Origin of the sequence: Rubrimonas cliftonensis (assembly GCF_900107585.1) — a bacterium.
Lineage (GTDB): Bacteria > Pseudomonadota > Alphaproteobacteria > Rhodobacterales > Rhodobacteraceae > Rubrimonas > Rubrimonas cliftonensis.
This window is the reverse complement of sequence record NZ_FNQM01000002.1, coordinates 450,024-472,571: the sequence shown is the minus strand read 5'-3', so window position 1 is coordinate 472,571 and position 22,548 is coordinate 450,024. Positions and strand designations below refer to the sequence as shown.

Here is a 22,548-nt window from a genome sequence, read left to right as displayed (position 1 = left end):
CCGCCGCCGCGGCACTCAATCACCGGCCCGCCGGGATGGGCAAGCGGCGCGGCGGCGAACGCTCGCCATCGGCGAAAGTTTTCCATTTCACGCGGCCTTAATCGCCTCAGTCGACAAGTCGGGTCGTGAGTCGGAGGGAACCGGTGAACGGAATTCGGGCGGCGTGCGCATCGATCGGCTTCACGCTGGCGACGGTGGTCGTCGGCCCGGCGGCGCTCGCGCTTTCCGCGCCGCTCGGCCCCGTCGGCGGCCCGGTCCTCGTGATCGCGCCGCCCTGGCTGGACGCGGCTGCGGCCGCCGAAGCCGCGGGCGGGCGGATCATCGCCCTGCGCGAAGCGCCCCTGGCGACGCTCGCCGTGTTCGGATCGCCCGACTTCGCGCCGCGTCTGCGCGCGGCCGGCGCCTTCGCCGCCAACGGGCTGGTCGTGGCGGAACTTTGTGGAGTTGAGACAGATGACGGGAACCGTTAGCGCCGCCGACGAGGCCGCGCCCGTTGCGAGGCTGTTCGGCCTCGCGGCATGGCTGCACGTGCCGGTCGTCGCGAGCTGCGCGGCGCTTGCCGGCACGAGCGTCGCGCTCGCGGCGGGCCTTTCCGCCGGGGTCGCGGCCGGCGGGATGCTCGCCAGCCGCGCCGGCGCGATGGGGCGCGTGCCGCTGGCGCTGAGCCTGATGGCGCAGCCGGCGATCGCCGTCGGCGCGCTCTCCGGCCATGCGTGGCAGGTCGATGCGCACATGTATTTCTTTGCGATGCTGGCCGCGCTCACTGCGCTGGTCAACGTCCCCGCCCTCGTCGCCGCCACCGGGCTCGTCGCCGTGCACCACCTCGCCCTCAACTTCGGCCTGCCGGCGCTCATCTATCCTGGCGGCGCCGACACCGGGCGCACCCTGGTTCACGCCGTGGTGCTGCTGGTGGAGGCGGGCGCCCTGATCGCCATGGTGATCCACCGCCAGAAGCTGACGGCGGAGGCCCATGAGCGCACCCGCGCGGCTGTCGCGGCGCAGGCGGAGACGGTCGCCATGGAGGAGGCCGCCGAGCGCGAGCGCGAGGCGACCTTCGCGATGCTGGAGGCGGAGTTCGCCAGCGTCGTCGAGCAGGGCGTCAGGGGCGACTTCTCGGGGCGCATCGCGCCAAAATTCTCCGACGACGCGGTGAACCGGCTCGCGACGGGCCTGAACGGCCTGTTCACGGCGGTCGACAGCTCATTGGGCCGGCTGGAGGAGCGGCTCGGCCGCGTCGCCGAGGGCGACTTGCGCGGCGGCGGCGCCGTCGTCGGACAGGGCCGCTTCGGCGAATGCGAGCGCCGCATGGAGCAGAGCGCGGAGGCGCTGAGCCGGCTGGTCGGCGGCATCGCCGCGGCTGCGGCCGAGGCCCGCGACGCCGCCGAGAGCATCAGCCGCGACGTCCGCTCCGTCTCCGGCGAGGTCGAGGGCCAGGCCGCCGCGGTCGAGGAGACCGCCGCCGCGCTGCAGGAGATCGCCAGCCGCATCTCCGCCAGCGCGACGATGCTGGAGCGCGCCGACGGCATGGCGCGCGGCGCCGCCGACCGCACCCAGAAAGGCGAGGCGCTCGCCAAAGGCGCGGTGGCGGCGGTCGGCCGGATCGAGGAGAGCTCCGAGAAGATCAAGGAGATCATCGGGCTCATCGACGGCATCGCCTTCCAGACCAACCTGCTGGCGCTCAACGCCGCCGTCGAGGCCGCCCGCGCCGGCGAGGCCGGCCGCGGCTTCGCCGTCGTCGCCACCGAGGTCCGCACGCTTTCCCAGCGCACGACCGAAGCCGCCGCCAGCGTGGGCGAGTTGATCCGCCAGAGCGCCGAGGCGGTGAACGACGGCGTGCGCATGGTGCAGGACACCGGCGCGGCGCTGGGCGAGATCTCCAGCTCCATGTCGGGCCTCATCGAGGCGGTCGGCGATGTCGCCGCCTCGGGCCGGGAGCAGGCCGAGGGCGTCTCGGAGGTCAGCACCGCCATCGGCCGCATCGACATCGCCGTGCAGTCCAACGCCGCGGCCTCCGCCGCCGCCGCCGACGCCGCGCAGGGGCTAGCGCTGCGCATCGACGGGCTGGACGACCTCGCCGGCGCGTTCACCGTGGCGGACCACAGGCGCGGCGCGCGGGCGGCCTGACCCTCCGGCGACGGTCGAATTGACGCGCGGCGCGGCGGGGTGGACAGTCGCGCGCGCGCCCCATCCGGGGCGATCCCGGAGCGCCTCCGCATGACGAACTCTCCCGCCGAGAACCGCGCGCCGCCGCGCAGCGACGCCGACGCCCGCGCCCTGACGGTCATCATGGTCGCCGGGACGGTCGCCCTGGCGCTGAGCTTCGGGGCGCGCTCGATGTTCGGCCTCGTGCTGGAGCCCATGTCGGCCGATCTCGGCTGGCCGCGAGAGACCTTCGCCTTCTCGCTGGCGATGCAGAACCTCGTCTGGGGCCTCGCCCAGCCGCTGTTCGGGATGATCGCCGACCGCTACGGCGACCGCCGCGCGCTCTGGATCGGGTTCGCCTGCTATGTCGCGGGGATGGTGATCTCGGGGATGGCGGCGACGCCGCTCGGCCAGCATCTTGGCGCGGGGCTGCTGGTGGGGCTCGGCGTCTCGGGGACGGCCTTCGGGCTGGTGCTGTCGGTGGTCGCGCGCGCGGCGCCGGAGCATCGCCGCAGCCAGGCGCTCGGCCTCGTCTCGGCGCTGGGCGCCTCGGGGCAGGTGTTCATGCCGCTCATCGCGCAGTGGCTGGTGGTCGAGTTCGGCTGGCGCGAGGCGATCCTCGCCATGGCGCTGCTGCTGGCGCCGATGGCGCTGTGCATTCCCCGCCTCAAGGCGCCGGCGCCGAAGCCGGGCGGCCCGGCGCCGGTTCCGCTCGCCACGGCGATGCGCCGCGCGTTCGGGCATTCCAGCTACCTGCTGCTTTGCCTGGGCTTCTTCGTCTGCGGCTTCCACGTCGCCTTCATCACCGCGCATTTCCCCGCCTATGTCGCCGAGGTCTGCTCGGCCTTCACGCTGATGGGGCGCAGCGTCTCGGCGGAGGCGCTGGGGGCGGCGACGATCTCGCTCGTCGGCCTCGCCAACATCGCCGGCACACTGCTGGCGGGGCGGCTGGGGGCGCGCTACCCCAAGCCCTACATCCTGTCGGGCATCTACGCCCTGCGCGCGGTGGTGATCCTCGCCTTCATCGCGCTGCCGCCGACGCCGCTCAGCGTCATCGTCTTCTCGCTGTCGATCGGCGTGCTGTGGCTGTCGACCGTGCCGCTGACGGCGGGGCTCGTGGCGACCATGTTCGGCCCGGCGGCGATGGCGACGCTCTACGGCTTCGTGTTCCTCAGCCATCAGGTCGGCGCCTTCGCCGGCGTCTGGATGGGCGGGCGGCTCTACGACCTCCATGGCGGCTACGAGGCGGTCTGGTGGCTGGCGATCGCGCTGGGGGTGATGTCCGCGGTCGCGCACCTGCCGATCCGCGACCGCGCCTGGGCGCCGGCGCCGGCCTGAAGCCGGCCCCGGCGGCGCTCCCTGATGCGTGACGCCTAAAGTCCCCCTTCCCTAAGCGGTTGCAGAAGCGCAGGCTTTCCCCTCGACGGACTCAAGCCCGAGGGAGAGCCGATGTCCAACATCGCCGGCAAGGCCTATGCGATGACGGTGATCACGCCGTCGCCGACTTCGCGCACTTGGATCAACCGGCTGCTCTTCATGGTCTCGCGCGGGGCGCCCGGCACGCTGGGCGGGTTGCTCGGCCTCTCGCTGATCCACTTCGCCCGCTGGGTCATCGTGAAGCGCGACCAGTGGCCCGATCTCGGCAACGGCCCGCAGAACCTGAATTACGACTACATGATCTTCTGCTCGAACTTCAACGGCACCTGGGACCAGTACATCGACGCCTTCTCGGACGGCATTCCCAACGGCCTCAACCTGTTCTGGTATTCGGCGTTCCGATATCCGAAGTCGATTCCGGTGACGGCGTTCAAGAACTACATCGTCCACAACCAGATCGACACCAACTACTACTACAACGCCACGCCCGGCTCGGCGCAGCGAGACGTGAAATGCGCGCTCAAGGTCCGCGCCGCGCTGGCCGACCTCGCCGCGCGCCACGCCCGCGAGACGCCGGAGCAGTTCGCGGAGAGCTACGCCCGCGCGCTCACGTCGACGCAGGGCTGCCTCGGCGAGCCCGGCTACGGCCCGGTCGCCAGCCTCTCCACCGAAGCCGCCGACGTGAACCGCGCCGCCGCTTTTCGCCGCGAAGGGGTGTGAGCCATGCCGAACTTCGACGCCGGCAGCTATTTCCTCACCGTGCTCGCCCCCATCCGCCCCGGCGCCGTGAGCGACGAGCCGGGCGCCGAGAGCTGGCGCGAACGCCTCGCCGCGACGCTGGAGAAGCTGCCCACCGCGCTCCAGTCCCCGGCGACGGAGCGCAGCGGCGCGCAGAGCCCCTTCGCCCGCAGCCTGCGCACCCATCTGGCGCGCTTCGTCGTCATCGACGACGCGGTGTACAACGGGCGGCCGCCGAAGAACCCCGTCCTCACCTCGCTCTTCGGCCCCAACCCGATCGTCGCCGACGCCCCCGACCGCCTCAACAGCGCCTACCTGATGTTCGCCGCCGAGACCGACGCGGTGAGCGAGGACGGCGCGCCTCTGCCCGCGACCCTCTCACCGGCCGAGCAGGACGCCGTGCGCGACAGCTACGCCCGCCACCTCTGGGGCGTGACGGCTGACGAGCTGCGCGCCGTCTTCGGCTGCTGCCGGGGCTTCGAGAAGGTGGCCGACGCCGACGATTTCGCAGGCTGGATCGCCCGCTGCCAGGTCGAGACGACCATGCCGTTCCACGACTACTGGACGTCGCCACCTGCGCTGCCGAGCCTGCCCTTCAAGGCCATCCTCGTCGTCGCGCTGGCGCCCGTCGCCGTGCTGCTGCTGGCGATCCTCGGCTGGCTCGCCGGCATGGAGGCGACGCCCGTCGTCGCGTGGTTCGTCGACTGGCGGCCCGGACCGACCATCGGCTGGGCGCTGCTCGCCAGCGCCGCGGCCATCCTCGCGGTCTACCGATTCGTGATGGGGCGCGGCGAAAAGCCGTTTCCGCCGCCGGCGGGCGCCAACCTGCCCGGCGTGCTCAAGTCGCTTTATCTCCAGCAGAAGTTCACGGATTTCGCGTCCGCCTCGCAGGAGCTGGACGCCCGCGACCTGCACGCGGCCTTCGGCGCCTTCCTCGCCGAGCACCGGCCGGGGGACGACGCCGGGCCGACCCAGCCGCCCGGCGTCGTCCGCCTCGCCCGCCCCGTCGCAGACCCGCCGGCGCCCATCGAGGCCCGCGTCGCCGCCGCGCCGAAAAAGCCGCGCCGCGCCGCGAAGAAGGAGGCCTGAGCCATGGCGTCGCTCGATCTCGCCGACGTGCAGGGCAACGTCGCCCGCGCCTATGGCCGCTACAGCTTCCCCTTCGCGCGCTACTTCTTCCTGCAGATCACCGACGGCGCGGCGGGCCGCCGCTTCATCGAGGCGATCCGCCCCCGCGTCACCACCGCCGCGGCGTGGACCGTGAAGCCGCAGGTGACGCTCAATGTCGGCTTCACCTTCTTCGGCCTCTGGGCGCTCGGCCTGCCGACGCGCACGCTGCAGGGTTTCCCGACCGAGTTCGCCGACGGCATGAAGGCCCGCGCCTTCATTCTCGGCGACCGCAGCCCCGCGCTGACCGAGGAGGAGGCCCGCGGCTGGGACGAAGCGTGGGATCCGATCTGGCGCGACAACGCCCCCGGCACTTCGCGCGAGGTCCACGTCTTCCTCTCGATGAACGCGCAGGGCAAGCCCGGCCGCGCCGAGCCGGTCGACGCGCTGGAGGAACAGACCGCGTGGCTGCGCGAAGTCTGCGCCGAGCATTGCGGCGGCAGGGTGCGCATCATGGCCGGCCACGGCCGCGACGGCGCGGCGGACTTCCAGGAAGGCCGGGCGGTGTTCGCGACGCTGCCTGACGGCGCGATGGTTCCCACCCCGCGGGAGCATTTCGGCTTCACCGACGGCATCGGCGACCCGGTGTTCAAGGGCCAGACCTCCGAGGCGGTGGAGCGGACCCGAGTCGTCGGCCGCGGCAAGTGGATGGACCCGAAGACGGGCTGGGAGCCGCTGGCGACCGGCGAGTTCCTGCTCGGCCACGCCGATGAGGCGCAGGAGCTGCCGCCCGCCCCGCGCCCCTGGGGCTTCTCGCGCAACGGCGCCTTCATGGTGTGGCGCAAGCTGCACCAGAACGTCGCGAGCTGGGAGAGCGTGTGGGCGGGCGAGGCCGCGCGCTACGCCCGCATCTTCGGCGTTTCCGAGGACGAGGCGAAGGTCACGCTCAAGTCCAAGGCGGTCGGGCGCTGGCCCGACGGCGTCCCGCTCGCCCGCGCCGGGGACCATGCGGCGTGGCTGGCCGAGCGCGCCCGGCTCGGCTTCGACGACCCCGACCCGACGACGGCCGCGCAGAACGTTGCGCGCTGGCTCGGCGGGACCGAGCCGTCGGATTTCCGCTACGCCGCCGACATGGCCGGCTACGACTGCCCCAACACCGCGCATCTGCGCCGCGTCAACACCCGCGACTATCTCGACCCGCTCAACGCCCCCTCGGGCGGCAACCCGAACGCCACGAGCCAGCTCAACAAGCGCCGCCGCATCCTGCGCCGCGGCCTGCCCTACGGCGCGGAGGGCGGCGACGACCATACCGAGCAGGGCGTGGTGTTCATGGCGATCTGCGCCAGCCTGCAGCGCCAGTTCGAGTTCATCCAGCAGCAGTGGATCAACTACGGCCTCGATTTCAATGCCGGAAACGATGCGTGCCCGGTGCTCGGCGATCACTCCGTCCATCGCCGGTTCACCATCGCCGCGCGGCCCGGAAGCGGCGCGAGGCCCTACATCGTCGACAGCCTGCGCACCTTCGTCGAGGCGCGCGGCGGCGACTATTTCTTTCTGCCCTCGCTCACCGCGCTGCGGATGATGGGGCTCGGCGTGATCGACCCGACCTGATGGGCGCCGCGCTGTCGTCCCTGCTCTCGACCCTGCTCGGCGGGCTGACCGCCCTCCTGGGCGCCGCGCTCGACACGCTCGCGGCGGTGCTCGGGAACTGGCTGCGGGGGCTGGCGGGCCTTTGGGGCCTCGGCCGGCTCGCATGGCGCGAGCGCAGGGGCGAGGGGAGCCTTGCGGGCCGCGTCCTGCCCCATCTCGCCCGTCCCAGCGGCCAGCGTGACCTTTTCGCCGTCCTGCGCGCCTTCTGGCCGACGCTGAAGCTCTCCGCTGCGCTGGTGAAGGCCTATCCCAACGCGGGCACGGCGATCGTCACCCGCCGCGCCGACGTGCTGGAGGTGCTGCGCCGCGACGCCGATTTCGCTGTCGTCTACGAGCCGCGGATGCGCGAGATCACCGCCGGGCCGAACTTCTTTCTCGGAATGCAGCCGGGGCCGGACTACGAGCGCGACGCGACCGCGATGCGGCTGGCGGTGCGCCACACCGACGTGCCCGCCTTCGTCGCGCCCCGCGCCGCGGCGCTGGCGCGCGAGATCGTCGCCGGGGCGGGCGGCGCGCTGGACGTCCCCGCCCGGCTCGGCGGACCCGTCGCGGCGGACGTGATCCAGACCTATTTCGGCCTCGGCCCGGCGCTCGGCGCGCCCGACCGCGCGACGATGATCGCCGAGGCGACGGCGATGTTCTGGTTCCTCTTCAACGATCTCGGCGCCGACCCCGAGGTCGGCGCGAAGGGCCGCGCGGCGGCGGCCTCGGCGCGGAAATGGCTCGACGCCGCCATCGCCGCGCGCAAGGCCTCGCCCGGCGAAGGCGACAGCGTGCTCGCGAGGCTCGCGGCGCTGCAGAAGGCGGGCGCGCCGGGGCTCGACGATCTCAGCGTCCGCAACAACCTGATCGGCCTCTACATTGGCGCGATCCCGACGCTCTCCAAGGCGGCGACGCTGGCGCTCGACGAGCTGCTCGACCGCCCCGCGGAGCTGCGCGCCGCCTGCAACGCCGCGAAGGCGGGCGACGCCGAGACCGTCGCCGGCCATGTCTGGGAGGCGCTGCGCTTCAACCCGCACAACCCGGTGGTCTATCGCCGGGCGCTGCGCGAGACGCGCATCGCGCGCGGAACCCTGCGCAGCCGCCGGATACCCGAAGGCGCCATGGTGTTCGCCGCGACCCATTCGGCGATGTTCGACAGCCTCGACGTGCCCGACGCCGGCCAGTTCCGCATCGACCGCCCGTGGGAGACCTACATCCACTGGGGCGAGGGGCTGCACCGCTGCTTCGGGGCCGAGATCAACCGCGCCGTCATCCCAGCCATGCTGACGCCGCTGCTCGCGCAGCCGAACCTGCGGCGGACCGGCCCGCGCGTCGACGGCGGGACGCCGTTCCCGCAGAGCCTGCCGGTCGCCTTCGGCTGAGCCGGCGGCGCGTCACGCCGCGCCGAAGCGGTCCCGCCAGGCCGGGGCGAGCCCGTCGAGCCCCCGCGCGCTCGCCGCCTCGAAGACGCCGCGCGCCACGGCCCGCGCCAGAACGTCCGCCGCCAGCGCGCCGAGCCGGGCGAGCGCCCGCGTCGGCTCGGCGCCGCCCGTCTCCAGCGCGACCGACCCGCAGGAGGCCGCGAACACCGCGTCCCCGTCGAAGGGCGTGTGCGCCGGGCGCAGCGCCCGCGCCAGCCCGTCCTGCGCCATGATCGCGAGCCGGCGGCACTGCGGCTTGGAGAGCGCCGCGTCGGTCGCCACCACGGCGATGGTGGTGGCCGCGCCGAGCGCTCCGTTCACGCCGCCTTCGGCGATGTCCGGCCGCGCGGGCCAGCCGAGCCCGGCGAACTCCGCGCCCCGCTCGAAGGGCGCCGCCCAGAAATGCGGCCCGTCGCCGATCAGCGGCGAGCCCAGCGCGTTGACCGCGACGAGCGCGCCGACCGTGGCGCCGCTCCCGGCGTCGAGCGCCGACGCCGTCCCGAGCCCGCCGCGCAGCGGCGCCGCCGTCCCCTGCCCCGCCTGCGCGCCGAAGCCCGCGCCAAAAGCTCCGCAGCGCGCGTCCGCCCCGGCGGCGTCCAGCGCGGCGAGGCCAAGTTCGCGATAGGGCCCGTGCAGCCCCCACGCCTTGTCGCCGCCGTTGCCGAGATCGAAGAGGATCGCCGCGGGGACGATGGGCGCTCGCGCCGCGCCGACCGCGAAGCCGCGGCCCATGCGACGCAGCCCGGCGACGACGCCGCCGGCGGCCTCCAGCCCGAACACCGAGCCGCCCGACAGCGCGATGGCGTCCACCCGCTCGACGGTGTTCTCCAGCGCCAGCAGGTCGGTCTCGCGCGCGCCCGGCGCGCCGCCGCGCACGTCCACCGCCGCCGTCGCCGGCGCGTGAAACAGCACGACGGAGGCGCCCGAGCGCAGCCCCGCCTCGTCGGCGTGGCCGACGCTCAGGCCCGGCACGTCGACGAGCGCGTTGCGCGGGCCGCTCAGGGCGGCCACGCTGCGCCCGCCGCCGCCGCCCTCAGGCCCGGCATCGCGACGCCTGCAGCCGGTAGCGGTCCGCCTGCGCCTGCACCTGCGCCGCGGCGCGCATCAGCCACGCCTTGTTGCGCCAGTCGCCGCGGCGATAGCCGGCGTGGCCCTCGTGATAGTTGAGATACTGGTTGTAGGCGTCGTTCATGGCGACGCCGTTGGCCCGGCGCGTCTTGGCCATGTACCAGCCGACGAAGTCGATCGCGTCCTCGAACTCGTCGCGGTCGCCGCTGTGGCCGGTGTCCTTCTCGTACCAGTCCCACGTGCCGTCGATGGCCTGGCTGTAGCCGTAGGCCGACGAGACGCGGCCGGTGGGGATGCCTGGGGTGTAGGTGCGCGGCGGGCGGGCCTCCGCCCGGAAGGAGGACTCTCGCCAGATGATCGCCATCTTGACCTCCTCCGGCGCGCCCCACTTGTCGCGCGCCTGAGCGACCGCGCGGCGCCAGTGCGGGTTGTCCTGGTAGATCGCACAGATGTCCTCGGTGTTGCGCGGCATCCTGTCGGACGAGCCGCAGCCGACCGTGAACAACGCAAGCGCCAACGCGCCCCAGCGAAGGAGATATACCGGCATTTTCGCGCCGCCTGTTTGTTGTCGCCTGCTCGTTTTGACGCGAGGATACCCGAAATGCGGGTTTCAGAGAAGCGCGGCGAGCGTCAGGGGCAGGATCAGCACCGAAAGCAGCGTCGAGACGACGACGAGCCCCGCCACCGCGTCGGGCTGGGCGTCGTAGCGGGTGGCCAGCAAGTAGTTCGTCACCGCCACCGGCATGATCGCCTGGATGATCAGCGCGCCCGCCGGCGCCCCCTCCAGACCGAAGGCGCCGACCACGGTGATCGCCGCGAGCGCGCAGAGCCCGGCCTTGGCCAGCGAGATCCACAGCGCCCGGCCGACGTCGCGCACGTCGAGTTGCGCGACCGCGACGCCGAGCGTGATCAGCATCATCGGGATCGCGATCTGGCCGACGAGCGTCAGCGTCTCGTCCACCACCGTCGGAAGATGCCAGCCCTGGCTGGCGAACAGGATGCCGAGGGCGGCGGCGTGGAAGATCGGCTGCTTCAGCGCCTCCATGGGCGAGCCCTTGCCCGTCACCATCCAGATGCCGATGGTGAAGGAGAGCGCCGCCATCACCGCGAACACGATCATCGCGTAGGCCAGTCCCGGCTCGCCATAGGCGAACAGCGCGATGGGCAGGCCGACATTGCCGGTGTTGCCGAAGATCACCGGCGCGAGATAGACCCGCCCATCGAGGCCCGCGCCGCGGATCAGCGCCCATGACGCAACCGTTATCGCGCCGTAGAGCGCCAGCGACGCCAGCGCGAGGTCCCGGAACGCCTTGGGGTCCACCTCGATGCGGCTCAGCACCGAGAACAGCAGCGCCGGCACCGAGACCTGCATCGCGATGCGGCTGACGAAGGCGATGTCGAAGGCGAGGCCCAGGCGCCGCCAGACATACCCGATGAGCGCCAGCGCGAACACGGGCGTGACGATCTCGATTACCTGGAGAAACATGGAAGGCGACGCCCGCACGGCCGATGACGGCGCTCCGCCTATCATGCGCCGCCCGCGCTGTCGACGCGCCCGGCGGCGTCCCGCCGTGCGCCGCGCATGCGGCGGCACTGGAAATCGCAACGCCGAAGGCGTAAGTCCCCCCCATGGAGTTGCATGAGTCTTCCGTGAGGCCCGGCATGGGCGTGACCGCGAAATTCCGGATCGGCCAGGTGGTGCGCCACCGCGTCTATCCGTTCCGCGGCGTGATCTTCGACGTCGACCCCGAGTTCGCCAACACCGAGGAATGGTGGGAGGCGATCCCGGAAGACGTGCGCCCGCGCAGGGACCAGCCGTTCTACCACCTCTACGCCGAGAACGAGACGAGCTACTATGTGGCCTATGTCTCGGAGCAGAACCTTGTTCCCGACGAGACCGGCGAACCGGTCGACCACCCGGAGGTCGAGGACATGTTCGGCGACCTGCGCGACGGCGCCTACGAGCTCCATGCCGAACTGCGCCACTGACGGCGCCAGGCCGACCCCGACGCGCGCCCCGCTGACGGCGCCGGCCCGACAGGACCGGCGCCGACGTGCGATCACCCGAGGGTGAAGCGCGCCAGATCCGCCAGCTCGAAAGGATAGTAGTCGGGGTCGTCGACCAGTGCGGCGAGCTCCGCGTCCTGCACCGAGCCGTCCGCCTTGCGCGCCACGCAGGCGTCCGGCGCCCAGTGAGGATGGTTGAGGAACGTGCCCCCGCACAGGCGCAGCATGCCCCCGAACACCTCCATCAGGATCGCCGAGCCGGTCGGTCCGTAGCGCCGCCCCTGATGGACCACCTCGCTCTCGCGCATCAGGTAGTAGAACAGCGGCGTCTGGCAGGTCAGCGCGCTGGCGCGGTCCGCGCGCTCGACGCGCCACCACCCCGGCAGCGTCGGCAGCGCGAGGTCGACCGGCGCGATCGGGTAGCCCGCCGCCGCGAGCGCCTTGGCGACGTCCTGCCCGCTCGGCAGACCCAGCGCGTTGCCCCGCAGCAGGTTGCGGAACGCCAGCGCCCGGTCGTCGGGGTTGTTGCTGCCCACGACGGGGAGGTTCTGGAGCTCGTCGGCGAAGAGCGGGTCGACCGCCTTGCACATGCGCGGGCGGTGGTGCGGCTCAAGCGCCAGCATGTACTTCCAATCCACCTCAAGCCCCGCCGGCAGCGCCGAGAAGCCGGTGGCGCCGAAGCGCTCGTCGAACAGCTCGACATCCGGGTGCGCGTCGTTCACGGCGTAGCGCGACCGCACCAGCGTATGTCCTACGCGATAGGCCGCCGCCGAGAACTCCACCGGCATCGGCAGCTTGCCATGCGCGTCAAGACCGTAGCAGAGCGGGAAGCCCGCCGCGTGGTCGAGCAGCCTGCCGACGGCGAAGCGCCACACCTCGGGGTCGCAGAGCCGCTTGAGGAAGTCGAACAGCACCAGCCACTGGTAGTGGAACCGCGCCTCCTCCTGCGCCGCCTCGAAGCGGTCGAAGCCGCGCGCGCCGTCGGTCTGGTGGACCCGTTCGACGAGGAGCCGGTTGTGGAACCTGTGAAACAGCAGCTGCATCTGGCTGACGAAGATGTTCTCGTCGTTGCGGGGGTCGCCGATCAGCGCGACGCCGCCGGGCGAACGCGGCAGGTCGCGGCCGCCCTCGCCCACGGCCATCTCGCCCGGACGCGCGCCGTTGTAGAGATGCGGGCTGCCCTCCGGGCCGAAGCCATAGACGCAGTCGAGGTCGAGGCTGGCCGAGCGCACGTTGCCGAGCCCGCTCACCGCCTTGGCGTCGAGCGGCGCGCCGCGCAGCTTCGAGCCGGTGTCGAGCGTCACGTCGTGGTCGACGAACTGCGCGAAGAAGATGTAGCCGGCCGGGATGTCGATATCCGGCGAGGCGCCGTCGAAGTCGTGCATCAGGCCGCCCGGCCCGCCCAGCGCCGCGGCGTCGATCTCCGACACCGCAAGGCTGTCGAGCTTCGGGAACAGCCGCGAGAAGCCGCCGACGGCGACATGGCCGCAGCCGCGTGGCTTCGCCAGCCCATGATGGCAGGTGAAATGCTTCTTCATGGCGTCGGGTTCTCCGTTCCGGTCTCCGCCGCGGAATGCGGCGCCGGTGAAGAACCTTACTGACGTGGCGTCAGTGTGCCGTTAACCGCCCGTTAACGCAGTCGGCGGCCGCCTCACGCAGCCTTCGCCGCCAGGGCGCCTGAGAGCGTGGCGACGAAAGCGTCCACCTCCGCCTCGGTCGTCGCCCAGGAGCAGACGAGCCGGCACTGCAGCGGTTCGTCGTCCGGTCCGTCGAGGCTCTGGTCGCCCGGCCAGAGGTAGTAGAGCGCCCCGGCGTCCTGCAGCGCGCGGTGGCCGCGGCGCGGGAAACGCGGGAACATCATGTTGGCGCCCATCGGCGCGGCGATCTCCACGCCGGGGATGGCGCGCAGCCCGGCGGCGAGCCGGTCCGCCATTGCGTTGGCCCGGCCCGCCAGCCGCAGCCACAGCCCGTCGGTCAGATAGGCCTCCATCTGCGCGCTCATGAAGCGCATCTTGGACCAAAGGTGCCCGCCGCGCTTGCGCCGCAGCTCGAACTCCCACGCCCTGTCATGCGCGGCGCCGCCCTCGAACAGGATCACCGCCTCGGCGCAGATTGCGCCGTTCTTGGTGGCCCCGAGGCAGAGCGCGTCGACGCCCGCCCGCCAGGTGAGGTCCGCCGGCGCGCAGCCCAGCCGCGCGAGCGCATTGGCGAAACGGGTGCCGTCCATGTGGACCGGAACGCCCGCCGCCTTCGCCATGCCGGCCAGCGCCGCCACCTCGTCGGGGGTATAGGCCGCGCCAAGCTCGGTCGCCTGCGTCAGCGACAGCGCGCCTTTCTGCACGTTGTGGACGCCCGCGCGCGCCGTGAAGCGCAGCGCGTCGGCCAGCGCGTCGGGCGCGATCTTCGCCGCCTCGCCGCGCAGCAGGGTCAGCTTGGCGCCGCCGGTGTAGAACTCCGGCGCGCCGCACTCGTCCTCCTCCACATGGGCCTTCTGGTGGCAGTAGACCGTCGCCCAGGGCGGGCAGAGGCAGGCCAGCGCCAGCGCGTTGGCCGAGGTGCCGGTGGAGACGAGGAACACCTTCGCCGGCTTTTCGAACACCTCCGTCACCAGCGCCTCCAGCCGCCCGGTGGCGGGGTCCGCGCCATAGGGCCGCGCGGCGCCGGCGTTGGCCTCGGCCATCGCGGCCATGATTTCCGGCGCGCAGGCGGCGATGTTGTCGCTGGAGAAAAGCATCAGGGGAACCCCGGGATCACATGGTCTTCGTAGTCTTCTTCATGGACTTCGTACTCGGGCACCGTCCAGCCCCGCGCCGACACGCCTGCGGCATGGGCGCCGGCCGGATCGCCGCTGACCAGAGGGTGCCACTCGGGCAGGTCGCGCCCTTCCGCCAGCAGGCGATAGGCGCAGGTGCGCGGCATCCACCGCGCCGCCTCGCCGATCGTCTCGGGCGTCAGGCGCACGCATCCCGGCACCAGCACGCTGCGCAACGCGTAGGAGGCGCAGCGGCAGGTGTCGGTGTCGAGCAGGCGGCAGGCGACGCGGGTGTAGGCGATCGCGCCGTCGTCCTCGTCCTCAAGCTTGACGAGGCAGCACAGACCGCAGCCGTCGCACAGGCTCTCCCACTCGTCCTGCGACATCTGGTCGAGGCGCTTGGTCCGCCAGAAAGGCGCGCGCGCCGTCTTCTCGATCATGCTGTTCATGCCGCATGCTAGCAGGCCCGTCAGCGCCGCGCGACCGCGGCGAAGGTCTCTGCGCCTCGGGCCTACCGCCCCCGCTGCGCCGCGCGCCGGAGCGACGTGGCGTCCCGCAGGGTTCAGGCGCGCACCGCCGCCAGCGGACGCGGCGCCGCGCGGGCCGGCGAACCGCTCGCCTGCCACGCGCTCGCCTGCCGCCCGTTCGCCTTCCATCCGCCCGCCTGCCGCGCGCGCAGGGCGGCGGCGACAGCGCGGATCAGCCCGCCCGGCTCAAAGGGCTTCTGGAGGTAGGCGTCCGCCCCCGCCATCACGAAAGACGCCTCGGCCAGCTCCGCCGCGTCAGCCGACATCGCGATGATCGCGGAGGGCGGATGGCTCTCGCAGCCCTCAAGCCGGCGTATCTCCAGCGTGGCGTCGACCCCGGCGAGACCCGGCATCCGGCCGTCGAGCAGGATCGCGTCAAACCGCCGCGTCGCAGCGAGCGCCACTGCGTCAACGCCGTTGTCCACGCATGTCACCCGCGCGCCGACGGGGCTCAGCAGCAGGTCCACCACGCGCCGATTCGCCTCCACGTCGTCGGCGACGAGGATCTCCGGGCGCATGCGCTCAAGGAACTCCCGGTCGGCGGCGATGGGGCCGCGCAGAGCGCAGGCCCCGCCTGCGGCGCCGCTCCCGCCTGCGGCGCCCGGGCCGCCGCTCGCACCGGCGACGCGCCTCGCCTCGGGCAGGTCGCACTCCACTAGGAACCGCGATCCTGCCCCCGGCGCGCTTTCGACCGAGATGCCGCCGTCGAGCATCCGCATGATGTCGCGCGATATCGACAGGCCGAGCCCCGCGCCGGCATGGTCGTGGGCCAGTCCGGCGCCGGAGGTGCGGTATGGCTCGAACACCTCGGCCGCGAACTCCGGCGACATGCCCACGCCGGTGTCCGACACGGTCAGCCTCATGCGCCGCCTGCCGTCCGCCGCCGGCGGCTCGACGGCCCAGGCGACCGCGACGCCGCCTCGCTCAGTGAACTTGATCGCGTTGGAGATCAGGTTGCTCAGCACCTGCCGGAGCCGCGCCTGGTCCCCGACCAGCACGGGATCCTCCGGGCCGCCGCCGCAGCCGAGCTCAAGCCCCTTGGCCGCGGCGCGGTGGGAGAACAGCCGCGTCGTGGCCGAGCAGAGCGCGCCGAGCTGGAACGGCGCCGCGTCGAGCGCCGGTGCCGCGGCGCCCTTCCGGCTCGCCTCGAGCATGTTGTTGACCATGTGCAGCAGCGACGAACCCGCCTCGCTCAGCGCGTCCACCACCGCGCGCTGCTCCGCCGTCAGCGGCGACTGCGACAGCGCCTCGGCGAGACCGAGAATCCCGGTGAGCGGCGTGCGCACCTCATGGCTGACATAGGCCAGCGTTCCGATGTCGCTCCCGGCGCCGCGCTCGGCGGTGACGTCGAGCAACGCGCTTGAATACCCGTCAAGATTGTTCGCCCCGTCGCGCCACACCTGAGTTTGGTCGAAAATATGCCGTATTTCACCGGATTTCGCCACAATTGCATAGCGGCGAGTCACGGCGCAGTCGGCGCCGACGACCTCCTCGGGAGAGAAGGGACGGTCGCCCGCCCCCCCGCCGACCAGCGCGCTCCAGGTGACGGCTCCGCTGAGAAAATCCTCGGCGGCGTATCCGCAAATATCTGAAATTTCAGAAGAAACGAAGACCAGTCGCCATGATCCGGAGACTCGCCCCCAACGCATTGCGGCGGCCGGCCCGTTGTTCAGCGCGCGGGCTGCGCTCCGAAGTGCCTGTTCCAACCACCCGTTCCTTCGACAAATCAACCCACACACGCCACCGCAATCGGCAGCCACACAAAACCTTAAAATATGGCAAAAATCAACCTGCGGATGAGCGCGGCAGGAGTGCTAGCGCAACTTTTCCGAGAGCGGTGTCCGGCGCGAAACGCGCCGCGGCCAGCGCCATGGGCAGGCCGCTCAGCGCGAACAGGGCAAGAACGTCGATGGCGCGCAGCCCCAGCGCCACGCAGACCGCGACGCACGCCGCCGACAGCACCATCGCCGCGGCGTCCACCACGTTGGAGCAGGCGATGAAGCGCGCCCGCTCGGCCTGCGGCGCCTCGGTCTGCAGCACGGCGTTGAGCGGCGTGACGTAGACGCCGGCGAAGGCCGCCAGCAGCGCGAAATCCGCCAGCACGCGCAGGCCCTCGAAGCTGGAGAAGAACGTCGCCCGGTCCACCAGCCCGGCGCCGGGCGCCGGCGCCGCCGCGGCGCTGGCGAACCACAGCTCCACCGCCATCACGGCGATGCCCAGCGCGCCGATCGGGGCGAGGTTCACGCTGACGACGCCGCCGTTCAGCCGGTTGGACGACATCGCGCCCGCCGCCACCCCCACCGAGAAAGCCGTCAGCAGCACCGTCAGCACGCTCTCGTCGGCGCCCAGGCCGTCGCGGGCGTAGGCCGGCAGCAGCGACAGGAAGGTGGCCCCGAGAAACCAGAACCACGAGATCGCGAGCATGGCGCGAAACGCCGGCCGGTCGCGCCGGCACCGGCCCACCAGCCGGGCGATGGCGCGGGGGAACACCGGGTCGACCTTCTCGCCCTCCCCCATCGGCGGGGCCGGCGGTGCAAACAGCGAGGCGACGAAGCCCGACAGCGCCACCAGCAGCACGAAGCCGGAGACGATCTCCACGCCCGCGTCGGTCAGGATCAGCTCGTTGCCCGCGATCGAGCCGAAGATGATGGCGAGGAAGGTGAAAGCCTGCACCAGCCCGTTGCCGCCGACCAGTTCACACGGCCTCAGCCACTGCGGCAGCACGGAATACTTGATCGGCGCGAACATCGCCGACTGCGCGCCCATCAGAAACAGCACGAAATAGAGGAAATAGATACTCTGGGTGTGGAAGCCGACCACCGCCAGCCCCATCACCACGATCTCGGAGAACTTGACCCATCGCATCATGCGGGTCTTGTCCATGCGGTCGGCGATCTGCCCCGCCGTCGGCGTGATGATGGCGAAGGGCAGGATGAACAGCGCCGAGGCGATGACGCCGAGCGTCTCCAGCGGCACGCCGATCTCGTCGCCGAGCCGGTAGGTCAGCAGCGCGACAAACGCCTTCTGATAGACCTGGTCGTTGAAGGCGCCGAGGAACTGCACCAGGAACAGCGGCAGGAAGCGGCGCGTGCGCAGCAGGGCGAACTGGTTCTGCGGGACCAAGGGCGCTCTCCTGCTGCGCCGCGGCCGTGCCCCGGCGATAAGACCTCCCCGACCGCCTGCGCGGTCAGGCCTCCCCGACCGCCTGCGCGGTCAGGCCTCGTTCGCGGCCCTGCGGGCGAAGCGGTCTTCAGCCGCCGACAGATCGGCCCCGTCCGCATGTTCGCGGATCAGCTTCATCGTGGCGTCTTCCACGCGGGTTTCAAGCAGCGCCATGAACGCTTCCTCGTCGAGGCCGGGCGCGATGGGCTCCAGGAACTCCACCGCACCGCGCCGCCCGGTCCGCTTGCGCCACTCCCGCCGCGGCCAGATCGCGCCGAGCGACTGCGCGACGGGGACGACCGGCGCGCCGGAGGCCGCATAGATGCGCCAGACGCCGCTGCGGTAGCGCTCGCGCGCGCCGAGGCTCATCAGCGTGCCCTCGGGATAGATCAGCACCGGCCGACCCTCGTCGAGCGCCTTCGTCGCGCCCGCCACCACCGCCTGCGTGCGCCCCTGCCGCCCGCTGTCGACCGCCACTGCGATCAGGTCGAGCTTGGCGATCATCGCGCCGACGAAGGGGTAATTCTCCAACTCCTTCATCACCACGGCCGTCAGGTCCGAAAACAGGCTGAAGAGCAGGATCGCGTCGAGCTCCGACTGGTGTTTCGGCGCGATGATCGCCGCCCCCGCCGGCAGCCGCTCGCGCCCGCGCACCTCGACCCGCCCGCCGAGGATCAGCCGCACCGCCCCTATCGTCACGCGCCCCCACCACGCCAGCAGCCGCCGCAGCGCCGCCTGGGAGCCGAAGCGCGCCACGCCCCAGGCCGTCGCGGCGACCCCGAAGCTGAAGGCGTAGAAGAACAGGTTGAAGGCGAGAACGCGCATCAGGCCGCAGCCGCGAGCAGCCGCCGCGCCTGCGCGCTGTCCTCGTCCATCTGCCGCACCAGCGCCTCCACGCTCTCGAACTTCAGCTCCGGCCGCTGGAACGCCACCAGCGCCACCGAGATCCGCGCGCCGTAGAGATCGCCCGAGAAGTCGAACAGGAACGTCTCGAGATTGGGCCGGTTCTCTCCGAACATCGGCCGCACGCCCAGCGAGGCGACGCCGCGGCGCTGGCCCGCATGGGGCCCGTCCAGCACGTCGACCTTGACGGCGTAGACGCCGAATTTCGGCGGGGCGAGATCGCCGAGGGAGAGATTCGCGGTCGGGTAGCCGAGCGTGCGCCCGCGCTTCTCGCCATGCTCCACGACGCCCTCGATGCGGTGCCAGTGGCCCAGCATCCGCGCCGCCTCCTCCGGCCTTCCCTCGCGCAGGGCGCTGCGGATCGCGGTGGAGGAGACCGGCTCGCCGCCGTCGGCCACCAGCGGCGCCAGCGTCGCGCCGAAGCCCAGCCGCGCGCCCTCCGCCCGCAGAGTCGCGCCGTCGCCGGCGCGGCCCTTGCCGAAGCAGAAATCCGCGCCGACCGTGACGTGGCGCAGGCCGAGGCCCTCCGCCAGCACCGCCTCGCAGAATGCCGCCGGCGTCAGCGCTGCGAGGCCCGCGTCGAAGGGCAGCGCGAACAGCCGCTCGACCCCCAGCCGCTCCAGCCGCCGGGCCTTCGCCTCGAAGCTCATCAGCGCGAAAGGTTCGGCGTCGGGCTGGAAGAAGCGGCGCGGATGCGGGTCGAACGTCACCACGCCCAGCGGCGCGTCGGGCGCGGCGGCGGCCGCCAGCTCCAGCACCGCGCGATGGCCGCGGTGCACGCCGTCGAAATTGCCCATCGCCGCCGTGGCGCCCCGGTCCTCCGGCCGCGCCGCGTCGACGCCCCGGATGATCCGCATCGCGCCCTCGGAATGCTCGAACGGGCCCTGTGCCCGGGCCGGGTATCGCCCAGCCGGCGCGGGGGATCAAGCGAGCGCGCGGGCGCGCGCCGCCTGGGGCCTCAGTCGAACTTGGCCGACGGCGCCAGCACCATGGCCTCGCCCTTCAGCACCTTCTTGTCGCCGACGGTGCAGGCGCACTCCAGCGTCACGCGGCGCTTGGAGTAGTCGATGTCGGCCACCGTCACCGTCGCCTCGACCAGATCGCCGGGGCGGACGGGCGCGAGGAAGCTCAGGTTCTGCTTGAGGTAGATCGTGCCGTGGCCCGGAAGTTGCTCACCGATGATCGCCGAGATCAGCGAGGCGGTCAGCATGCCGTGCGCGATGCGGCCGCCGAAGATGGTGTCGCGGGCGTAGTCGTCGTCGAAATGCACCGGGTTCCGGTCGCCGGAGATGCGCGCGAACATCTCGAGATCCGCGTCCTCGATCACCTTGCGCAAGGACCGCGACATGCCCACGGCGATGTCCTCGATGCAGATCGTGCCGCGCCTGATGTCGCCGAAGGCCTCATTGTCCAGCATGCCCGTCTCTCCCATCGCTCGCATCCCCGCCTGCGTGAGGGGCTATGCCATGCTGCGCGTGCGAAAGCAATATCCTTGCGCAAGATTAAGTCCTGATATGCGCTGATTTCGGGAACTATCTTACCAACCGGAGTTTCGCACGCCGAGGTCGCGCGTCTCCTGGCGTGACGGTCGACCGGCAGGGATGCGCGGAAAGTGGACGGTCGTTCATTTGGATCATGGACACTGAAGTAGTCTCGAGTTACCCCTGACACTCACGCCTGAACTTATCACAGCATCAAGATGAAAGCCTTTACAATGCGTGATGATGAGCCATATCGAAGTTATACCGACCCGAAGCAGTCTGCTATGGCAATTGAAAAGACAATAACCCTTATTAAAGATGCGTGGCTTGATGTTTTTGGTGAAGAGCTTATTGTGGTTGGTGGATCACCTACCGAGCGCAGGTCGGATGTTATTCGTCAGTTAAAAATAAAACTCCAGCAGGTGCAATCAAGAGTTCTGTTAATTGATGAACTTGAAGTATTAGAGACAGATAATGAGGAAACCATGTTTGATATTTTGGCGGAAGAGATCATAAATCCAGAAAAATTTAGTTCAATTGACGATTATGCGCCAAATCAAGTATTTCAATCAATACGTCAGATGTCTTCTAACGCTTTGTCTGGAAGCAGCTCAACAGTTGATATCTCGGCTGCGACTTTTCTGAGGGGCGTAATCGGTGACCTCCGAGATAAAGTCGGCGCTTCACGGCGCTTAAACGTCGGCCGAAACAGGCATTTCCCAAGACTACTCCAATACCTCCGAGAATTTGCAGAAACAAGCTGTGTTGGAGGGGAGGAACCATTTAAGATCATGAACGCCGCAGGTAAGGGTAAGGTAGCACAACACCCCCATAGTCCAAAGTCACTCAAGATACGCATCATGCCCTCAATGGCGCTTTCTGATCGTTAATGGGGGGGGATTAAGCGGTTGGGCTGCAGGTCTCGACCGTCCGTCTTGTGCGCGAACCAGCCGGCCACCCTGCCGGGCAGCGCCCCGCCGCCTGGAGGTCGGGCTTCAAACCCGCCGCCCGGCGCGGTAGCGTCGCCGCGATGTTCCTTGGCTTCTTCCTCTCGCTCCGGGCCGCCGGCGTGCCCGTCTCGCTGCGCGAGCATCTCGCGCTGATCGCGGCGACGCGCGCCGGATTGGCCGATTTCGACGTCGAGGGCTTCTATCATCTCGCCCGCACGGCGCTGGTGAAGGACGAGCGCTTCTACGACCGCTTCGACCGCGTCTTCGCCGAGACGTTCAGGGGGCTGGAGGCCGTCGCCGGCGCAGACCCCGCCACCCCGCGCGCCATCCCCGAGGACTGGCTGCGCCGGCTCGCGGAGAAGCACCTCACCGCCGAGGAGAAGGCCGAGATCGAGGCGCTCGGCGGCTGGGACAAGCTGATGGAGACGCTGGCCGAACGCCTGAAGGAGCAGCAGGGCCGCCACCAGGGCGGCTCGAAATGGATCGGCACCGCCGGAACCTCTCCCTTCGGCGCCTACGGCTACAACCCCGAGGGCGTGCGCATCGGGCAGGACGGCAGCCGCCACCGCCGCGCCGTGAAGGTGTGGGACCGGCGTGAGTTCCGCGACCTCGACGGCGACGTGGAGATCAACACCCGCTCCATCAAGATCGCGCTGCGCCGCCTGCGCCGCTGGGCCCGCGAGGGCGCGCACGAGGAACTCGACCTCGAGAACACCATCCGCGCCACCGCCGAGCAGGGCTTCATCGACGTGCGTACGCGCCCTGAGCGCCGCAACGCCGTCAAGGTGCTGCTGCTGCTCGATGTCGGCGGCTCGATGGACGACCATGTGGAGACGGTCGAACAGCTCTTCTCCGCCGCCCGCGCCGAGTTTCGCCACCTGGAGCACTTCTACTTCCACAACTGCCTGTATGAAGGCGTCTGGCGCGAGAACCGCCGCCGGCGCGAGGACGTGACGCCCACCGACGAACTCCTGCGCACCTATGGGCCCGACTGGCGCTGCGTCGTCGTCGGCGACGCCTCGATGTCGCCCTACGAGATCATCCAGCCCGGCGGCTCGGTGGAGCACTGGAACGCGGAGGCCGGCGCGGTCTGGCTGGAGCGCGCCTTCGCCCGCTGGCCTTCGCACATCTGGATCAACCCGGTTCCCGAGGAGCACTGGGGCTGGACCCAGTCGATCCAGATCATCCGCCGCCTCTCGGCCGACCGCATGTTCCCCATGACGCTCGACGGGCTCGACCGCGCGATGCGGGCGGCGAGCCGCTGAGGCGGGCCTTCGCGCC

The 22,548-nt window shown here is 71.0% G+C and carries 21 protein-coding genes; 10 read left to right on the top strand and 11 right to left on the bottom strand.

Annotation, left to right across the window (positions count from 1 at the left end):
- Nucleotides 1-143: 143 nt before the first annotated feature.
- The 7 genes from BLW43_RS04870 to BLW43_RS04840 all read left to right on the top strand — a co-directional run bounded on the left by BLW43_RS04870 (nt 144) and on the right by BLW43_RS04840 (nt 8,378).
- Nucleotides 144-470 (top strand): hypothetical protein, encoded by a 327-nt coding sequence (locus BLW43_RS04870; protein WP_245730921.1) that lies wholly within the window; start codon nt 144-146, stop codon nt 468-470.
- Complete coding sequence (locus BLW43_RS04865; RefSeq protein WP_093249472.1) at nt 454-2,124, top strand: methyl-accepting chemotaxis protein; 1,671 nt, start codon at nt 454-456, stop codon at nt 2,122-2,124. The genes BLW43_RS04870 and BLW43_RS04865 overlap by 17 nt, the downstream gene beginning before the upstream one ends.
- Before the next feature lie 90 nt (nt 2,125-2,214).
- Entirely contained in the window at nt 2,215-3,480 is a 1,266-nt protein-coding gene (locus tag BLW43_RS04860) for an MFS transporter (protein ID WP_093249469.1), read from the top strand.
- Nucleotides 3,481-3,591: 111 nt separating this feature from the next.
- Complete coding sequence (locus BLW43_RS04855) at nt 3,592-4,239, top strand: hypothetical protein (protein WP_093249466.1); 648 nt, start codon at nt 3,592-3,594, stop codon at nt 4,237-4,239.
- Between the two features lie 3 nt (nt 4,240-4,242).
- Nucleotides 4,243-5,346 carry a hypothetical protein gene (locus BLW43_RS04850; RefSeq protein WP_093249462.1) on the top strand — a complete coding sequence of 368 codons (1,104 nt, stop codon included), beginning with the start codon at nt 4,243-4,245 and terminating at the stop codon, nt 5,344-5,346.
- Between the two features lie 3 nt (nt 5,347-5,349).
- Nucleotides 5,350-6,975: a Dyp-type peroxidase gene (locus BLW43_RS04845; protein ID WP_093249457.1), complete on the top strand. Its 1,626-nt coding sequence runs from the start codon at nt 5,350-5,352 to the stop codon at nt 6,973-6,975.
- Complete coding sequence (locus BLW43_RS04840; RefSeq protein WP_093249455.1) at nt 6,975-8,378, top strand: cytochrome P450 family protein; 1,404 nt, start codon at nt 6,975-6,977, stop codon at nt 8,376-8,378. Before BLW43_RS04845 ends, BLW43_RS04840 begins: the two co-directional genes overlap by 1 nt.
- Before the next feature lie 12 nt (nt 8,379-8,390).
- Here BLW43_RS04840 and BLW43_RS04835 read toward each other — a convergent pair whose 3' ends face one another.
- The 3 genes from BLW43_RS04835 to BLW43_RS04825 form a co-directional block, all read right to left on the bottom strand.
- Nucleotides 8,391-9,428 (bottom strand): P1 family peptidase, encoded by a 1,038-nt coding sequence (locus tag BLW43_RS04835; protein ID WP_342741592.1) that lies wholly within the window; start codon nt 9,426-9,428, stop codon nt 8,391-8,393.
- Between the two features lie 22 nt (nt 9,429-9,450).
- Nucleotides 9,451-10,032 (bottom strand): transglycosylase SLT domain-containing protein, encoded by a 582-nt coding sequence (locus tag BLW43_RS04830; RefSeq protein WP_093249452.1) that lies wholly within the window; start codon nt 10,030-10,032, stop codon nt 9,451-9,453.
- 63 nt (nt 10,033-10,095) lie between these two features.
- Nucleotides 10,096-10,971: an AEC family transporter gene (locus BLW43_RS04825; RefSeq protein ID WP_093249449.1), complete on the bottom strand. Its 876-nt coding sequence runs from the start codon at nt 10,969-10,971 to the stop codon at nt 10,096-10,098.
- A gap of 176 nt (nt 10,972-11,147) precedes the next feature.
- Here BLW43_RS04825 and hspQ point away from each other — a divergent pair, with 176 nt between their 5' ends.
- The gene (hspQ, locus tag BLW43_RS04820; RefSeq protein ID WP_093249447.1) at nt 11,148-11,474 is read left to right on the top strand and encodes a heat shock protein HspQ; all 327 of its coding nucleotides are present in this window, start codon (nt 11,148-11,150) and stop codon (nt 11,472-11,474) included.
- Between the two features lie 71 nt (nt 11,475-11,545).
- On the opposite strand, the gene BLW43_RS04815 is transcribed toward hspQ, so the two are convergent.
- The 8 genes from BLW43_RS04815 to BLW43_RS04780 all read right to left on the bottom strand — a co-directional run bounded on the left by BLW43_RS04815 (nt 11,546) and on the right by BLW43_RS04780 (nt 20,253).
- Nucleotides 11,546-13,030, bottom strand: coding sequence for a peroxidase family protein (locus tag BLW43_RS04815; protein ID WP_093249444.1), 1,485 nt, complete (start codon nt 13,028-13,030; stop codon nt 11,546-11,548).
- A gap of 113 nt (nt 13,031-13,143) precedes the next feature.
- Complete coding sequence (locus BLW43_RS04810) at nt 13,144-14,226, bottom strand: threonine aldolase family protein (RefSeq protein WP_093249430.1); 1,083 nt, start codon at nt 14,224-14,226, stop codon at nt 13,144-13,146.
- Nucleotides 14,226-14,693 carry a YcgN family cysteine cluster protein gene (locus BLW43_RS04805; RefSeq protein WP_093249979.1) on the bottom strand — a complete coding sequence of 156 codons (468 nt, stop codon included), beginning with the start codon at nt 14,691-14,693 and terminating at the stop codon, nt 14,226-14,228. The genes BLW43_RS04810 and BLW43_RS04805 overlap by 1 nt, the downstream gene beginning before the upstream one ends.
- A gap of 113 nt (nt 14,694-14,806) precedes the next feature.
- Nucleotides 14,807-16,126, bottom strand: a complete 1,320-nt coding sequence (locus tag BLW43_RS04800; RefSeq protein ID WP_175478763.1) for an ATP-binding protein — start codon at nt 16,124-16,126, stop codon at nt 14,807-14,809.
- A 430-nt stretch (nt 16,127-16,556) separates the two neighbouring features.
- A complete protein-coding gene (locus BLW43_RS04795; protein WP_175478762.1) occupies nt 16,557-17,894 on the bottom strand; it encodes an MFS transporter in 1,338 nt (445 codons plus the stop codon).
- Between the two features lie 90 nt (nt 17,895-17,984).
- Entirely contained in the window at nt 17,985-18,758 is a 774-nt protein-coding gene (locus tag BLW43_RS04790; RefSeq protein WP_093249417.1) for a lysophospholipid acyltransferase family protein, read from the bottom strand.
- Nucleotides 18,758-19,693, bottom strand: coding sequence for a bifunctional riboflavin kinase/FAD synthetase (locus BLW43_RS04785; protein ID WP_093249414.1), 936 nt, complete (start codon nt 19,691-19,693; stop codon nt 18,758-18,760). Before BLW43_RS04785 ends, BLW43_RS04790 begins: the two co-directional genes overlap by 1 nt.
- Nucleotides 19,694-19,794: 101 nt before the next feature.
- On the bottom strand, nt 19,795-20,253 hold the full coding sequence (locus BLW43_RS04780) for a MaoC family dehydratase (RefSeq protein WP_093249412.1): 459 nt from the start codon (nt 20,251-20,253) through the stop codon (nt 19,795-19,797).
- A 297-nt stretch (nt 20,254-20,550) separates the two neighbouring features.
- On the opposite strand from BLW43_RS04780, the gene BLW43_RS22850 reads away from it, so the two are divergent.
- A complete protein-coding gene (locus BLW43_RS22850) occupies nt 20,551-21,207 on the top strand; it encodes a hypothetical protein (RefSeq protein WP_139283986.1) in 657 nt (218 codons plus the stop codon).
- A 140-nt stretch (nt 21,208-21,347) separates the two neighbouring features.
- On the top strand, nt 21,348-22,532 hold the full coding sequence (locus tag BLW43_RS04775; RefSeq protein ID WP_093249409.1) for a vWA domain-containing protein: 1,185 nt from the start codon (nt 21,348-21,350) through the stop codon (nt 22,530-22,532).
- The last annotated feature ends 16 nt before the right edge of the window (nt 22,533-22,548 follow it).

What these genes read in the sequence shown, in the direction of transcription:
- BLW43_RS04805 (WP_093249979.1), bottom strand. Translation starts at nt 14,693, where the DNA reads ATGAACAGCATGATCGAGAAGACGGCGCGCGCGCCTTTCTGGCGGACC.
- BLW43_RS04855 (WP_093249466.1), top strand. Translation starts at nt 3,592, where the DNA reads ATGTCCAACATCGCCGGCAAGGCCTATGCGATGACGGTGATCACGCCG.
- hspQ (WP_093249447.1), top strand. Translation starts at nt 11,148, where the DNA reads ATGGGCGTGACCGCGAAATTCCGGATCGGCCAGGTGGTGCGCCACCGC.
- BLW43_RS22850 (WP_139283986.1), top strand. Translation starts at nt 20,551, where the DNA reads ATGCGTGATGATGAGCCATATCGAAGTTATACCGACCCGAAGCAGTCT.
- BLW43_RS04785 (WP_093249414.1), bottom strand. Translation starts at nt 19,693, where the DNA reads ATGCGGATCATCCGGGGCGTCGACGCGGCGCGGCCGGAGGACCGGGGC.
- BLW43_RS04780 (WP_093249412.1), bottom strand. Translation starts at nt 20,253, where the DNA reads ATGCTGGACAATGAGGCCTTCGGCGACATCAGGCGCGGCACGATCTGC.
- BLW43_RS04830 (WP_093249452.1), bottom strand. Translation starts at nt 10,032, where the DNA reads ATGCCGGTATATCTCCTTCGCTGGGGCGCGTTGGCGCTTGCGTTGTTC.
- BLW43_RS04865 (WP_093249472.1), top strand. Translation starts at nt 454, where the DNA reads ATGACGGGAACCGTTAGCGCCGCCGACGAGGCCGCGCCCGTTGCGAGG.
- BLW43_RS04790 (WP_093249417.1), bottom strand. Translation starts at nt 18,758, where the DNA reads ATGCGCGTTCTCGCCTTCAACCTGTTCTTCTACGCCTTCAGCTTCGGG.
- BLW43_RS04815 (WP_093249444.1), bottom strand. Translation starts at nt 13,030, where the DNA reads ATGAAGAAGCATTTCACCTGCCATCATGGGCTGGCGAAGCCACGCGGC.
- BLW43_RS04850 (WP_093249462.1), top strand. Translation starts at nt 4,243, where the DNA reads ATGCCGAACTTCGACGCCGGCAGCTATTTCCTCACCGTGCTCGCCCCC.
- BLW43_RS04810 (WP_093249430.1), bottom strand. Translation starts at nt 14,226, where the DNA reads ATGCTTTTCTCCAGCGACAACATCGCCGCCTGCGCGCCGGAAATCATG.
- BLW43_RS04825 (WP_093249449.1), bottom strand. Translation starts at nt 10,971, where the DNA reads ATGTTTCTCCAGGTAATCGAGATCGTCACGCCCGTGTTCGCGCTGGCG.
- BLW43_RS04840 (WP_093249455.1), top strand. Translation starts at nt 6,975, where the DNA reads ATGGGCGCCGCGCTGTCGTCCCTGCTCTCGACCCTGCTCGGCGGGCTG.
- BLW43_RS04775 (WP_093249409.1), top strand. Translation starts at nt 21,348, where the DNA reads ATGTTCCTTGGCTTCTTCCTCTCGCTCCGGGCCGCCGGCGTGCCCGTC.
- BLW43_RS04845 (WP_093249457.1), top strand. Translation starts at nt 5,350, where the DNA reads ATGGCGTCGCTCGATCTCGCCGACGTGCAGGGCAACGTCGCCCGCGCC.
- BLW43_RS04860 (WP_093249469.1), top strand. Translation starts at nt 2,215, where the DNA reads ATGACGAACTCTCCCGCCGAGAACCGCGCGCCGCCGCGCAGCGACGCC.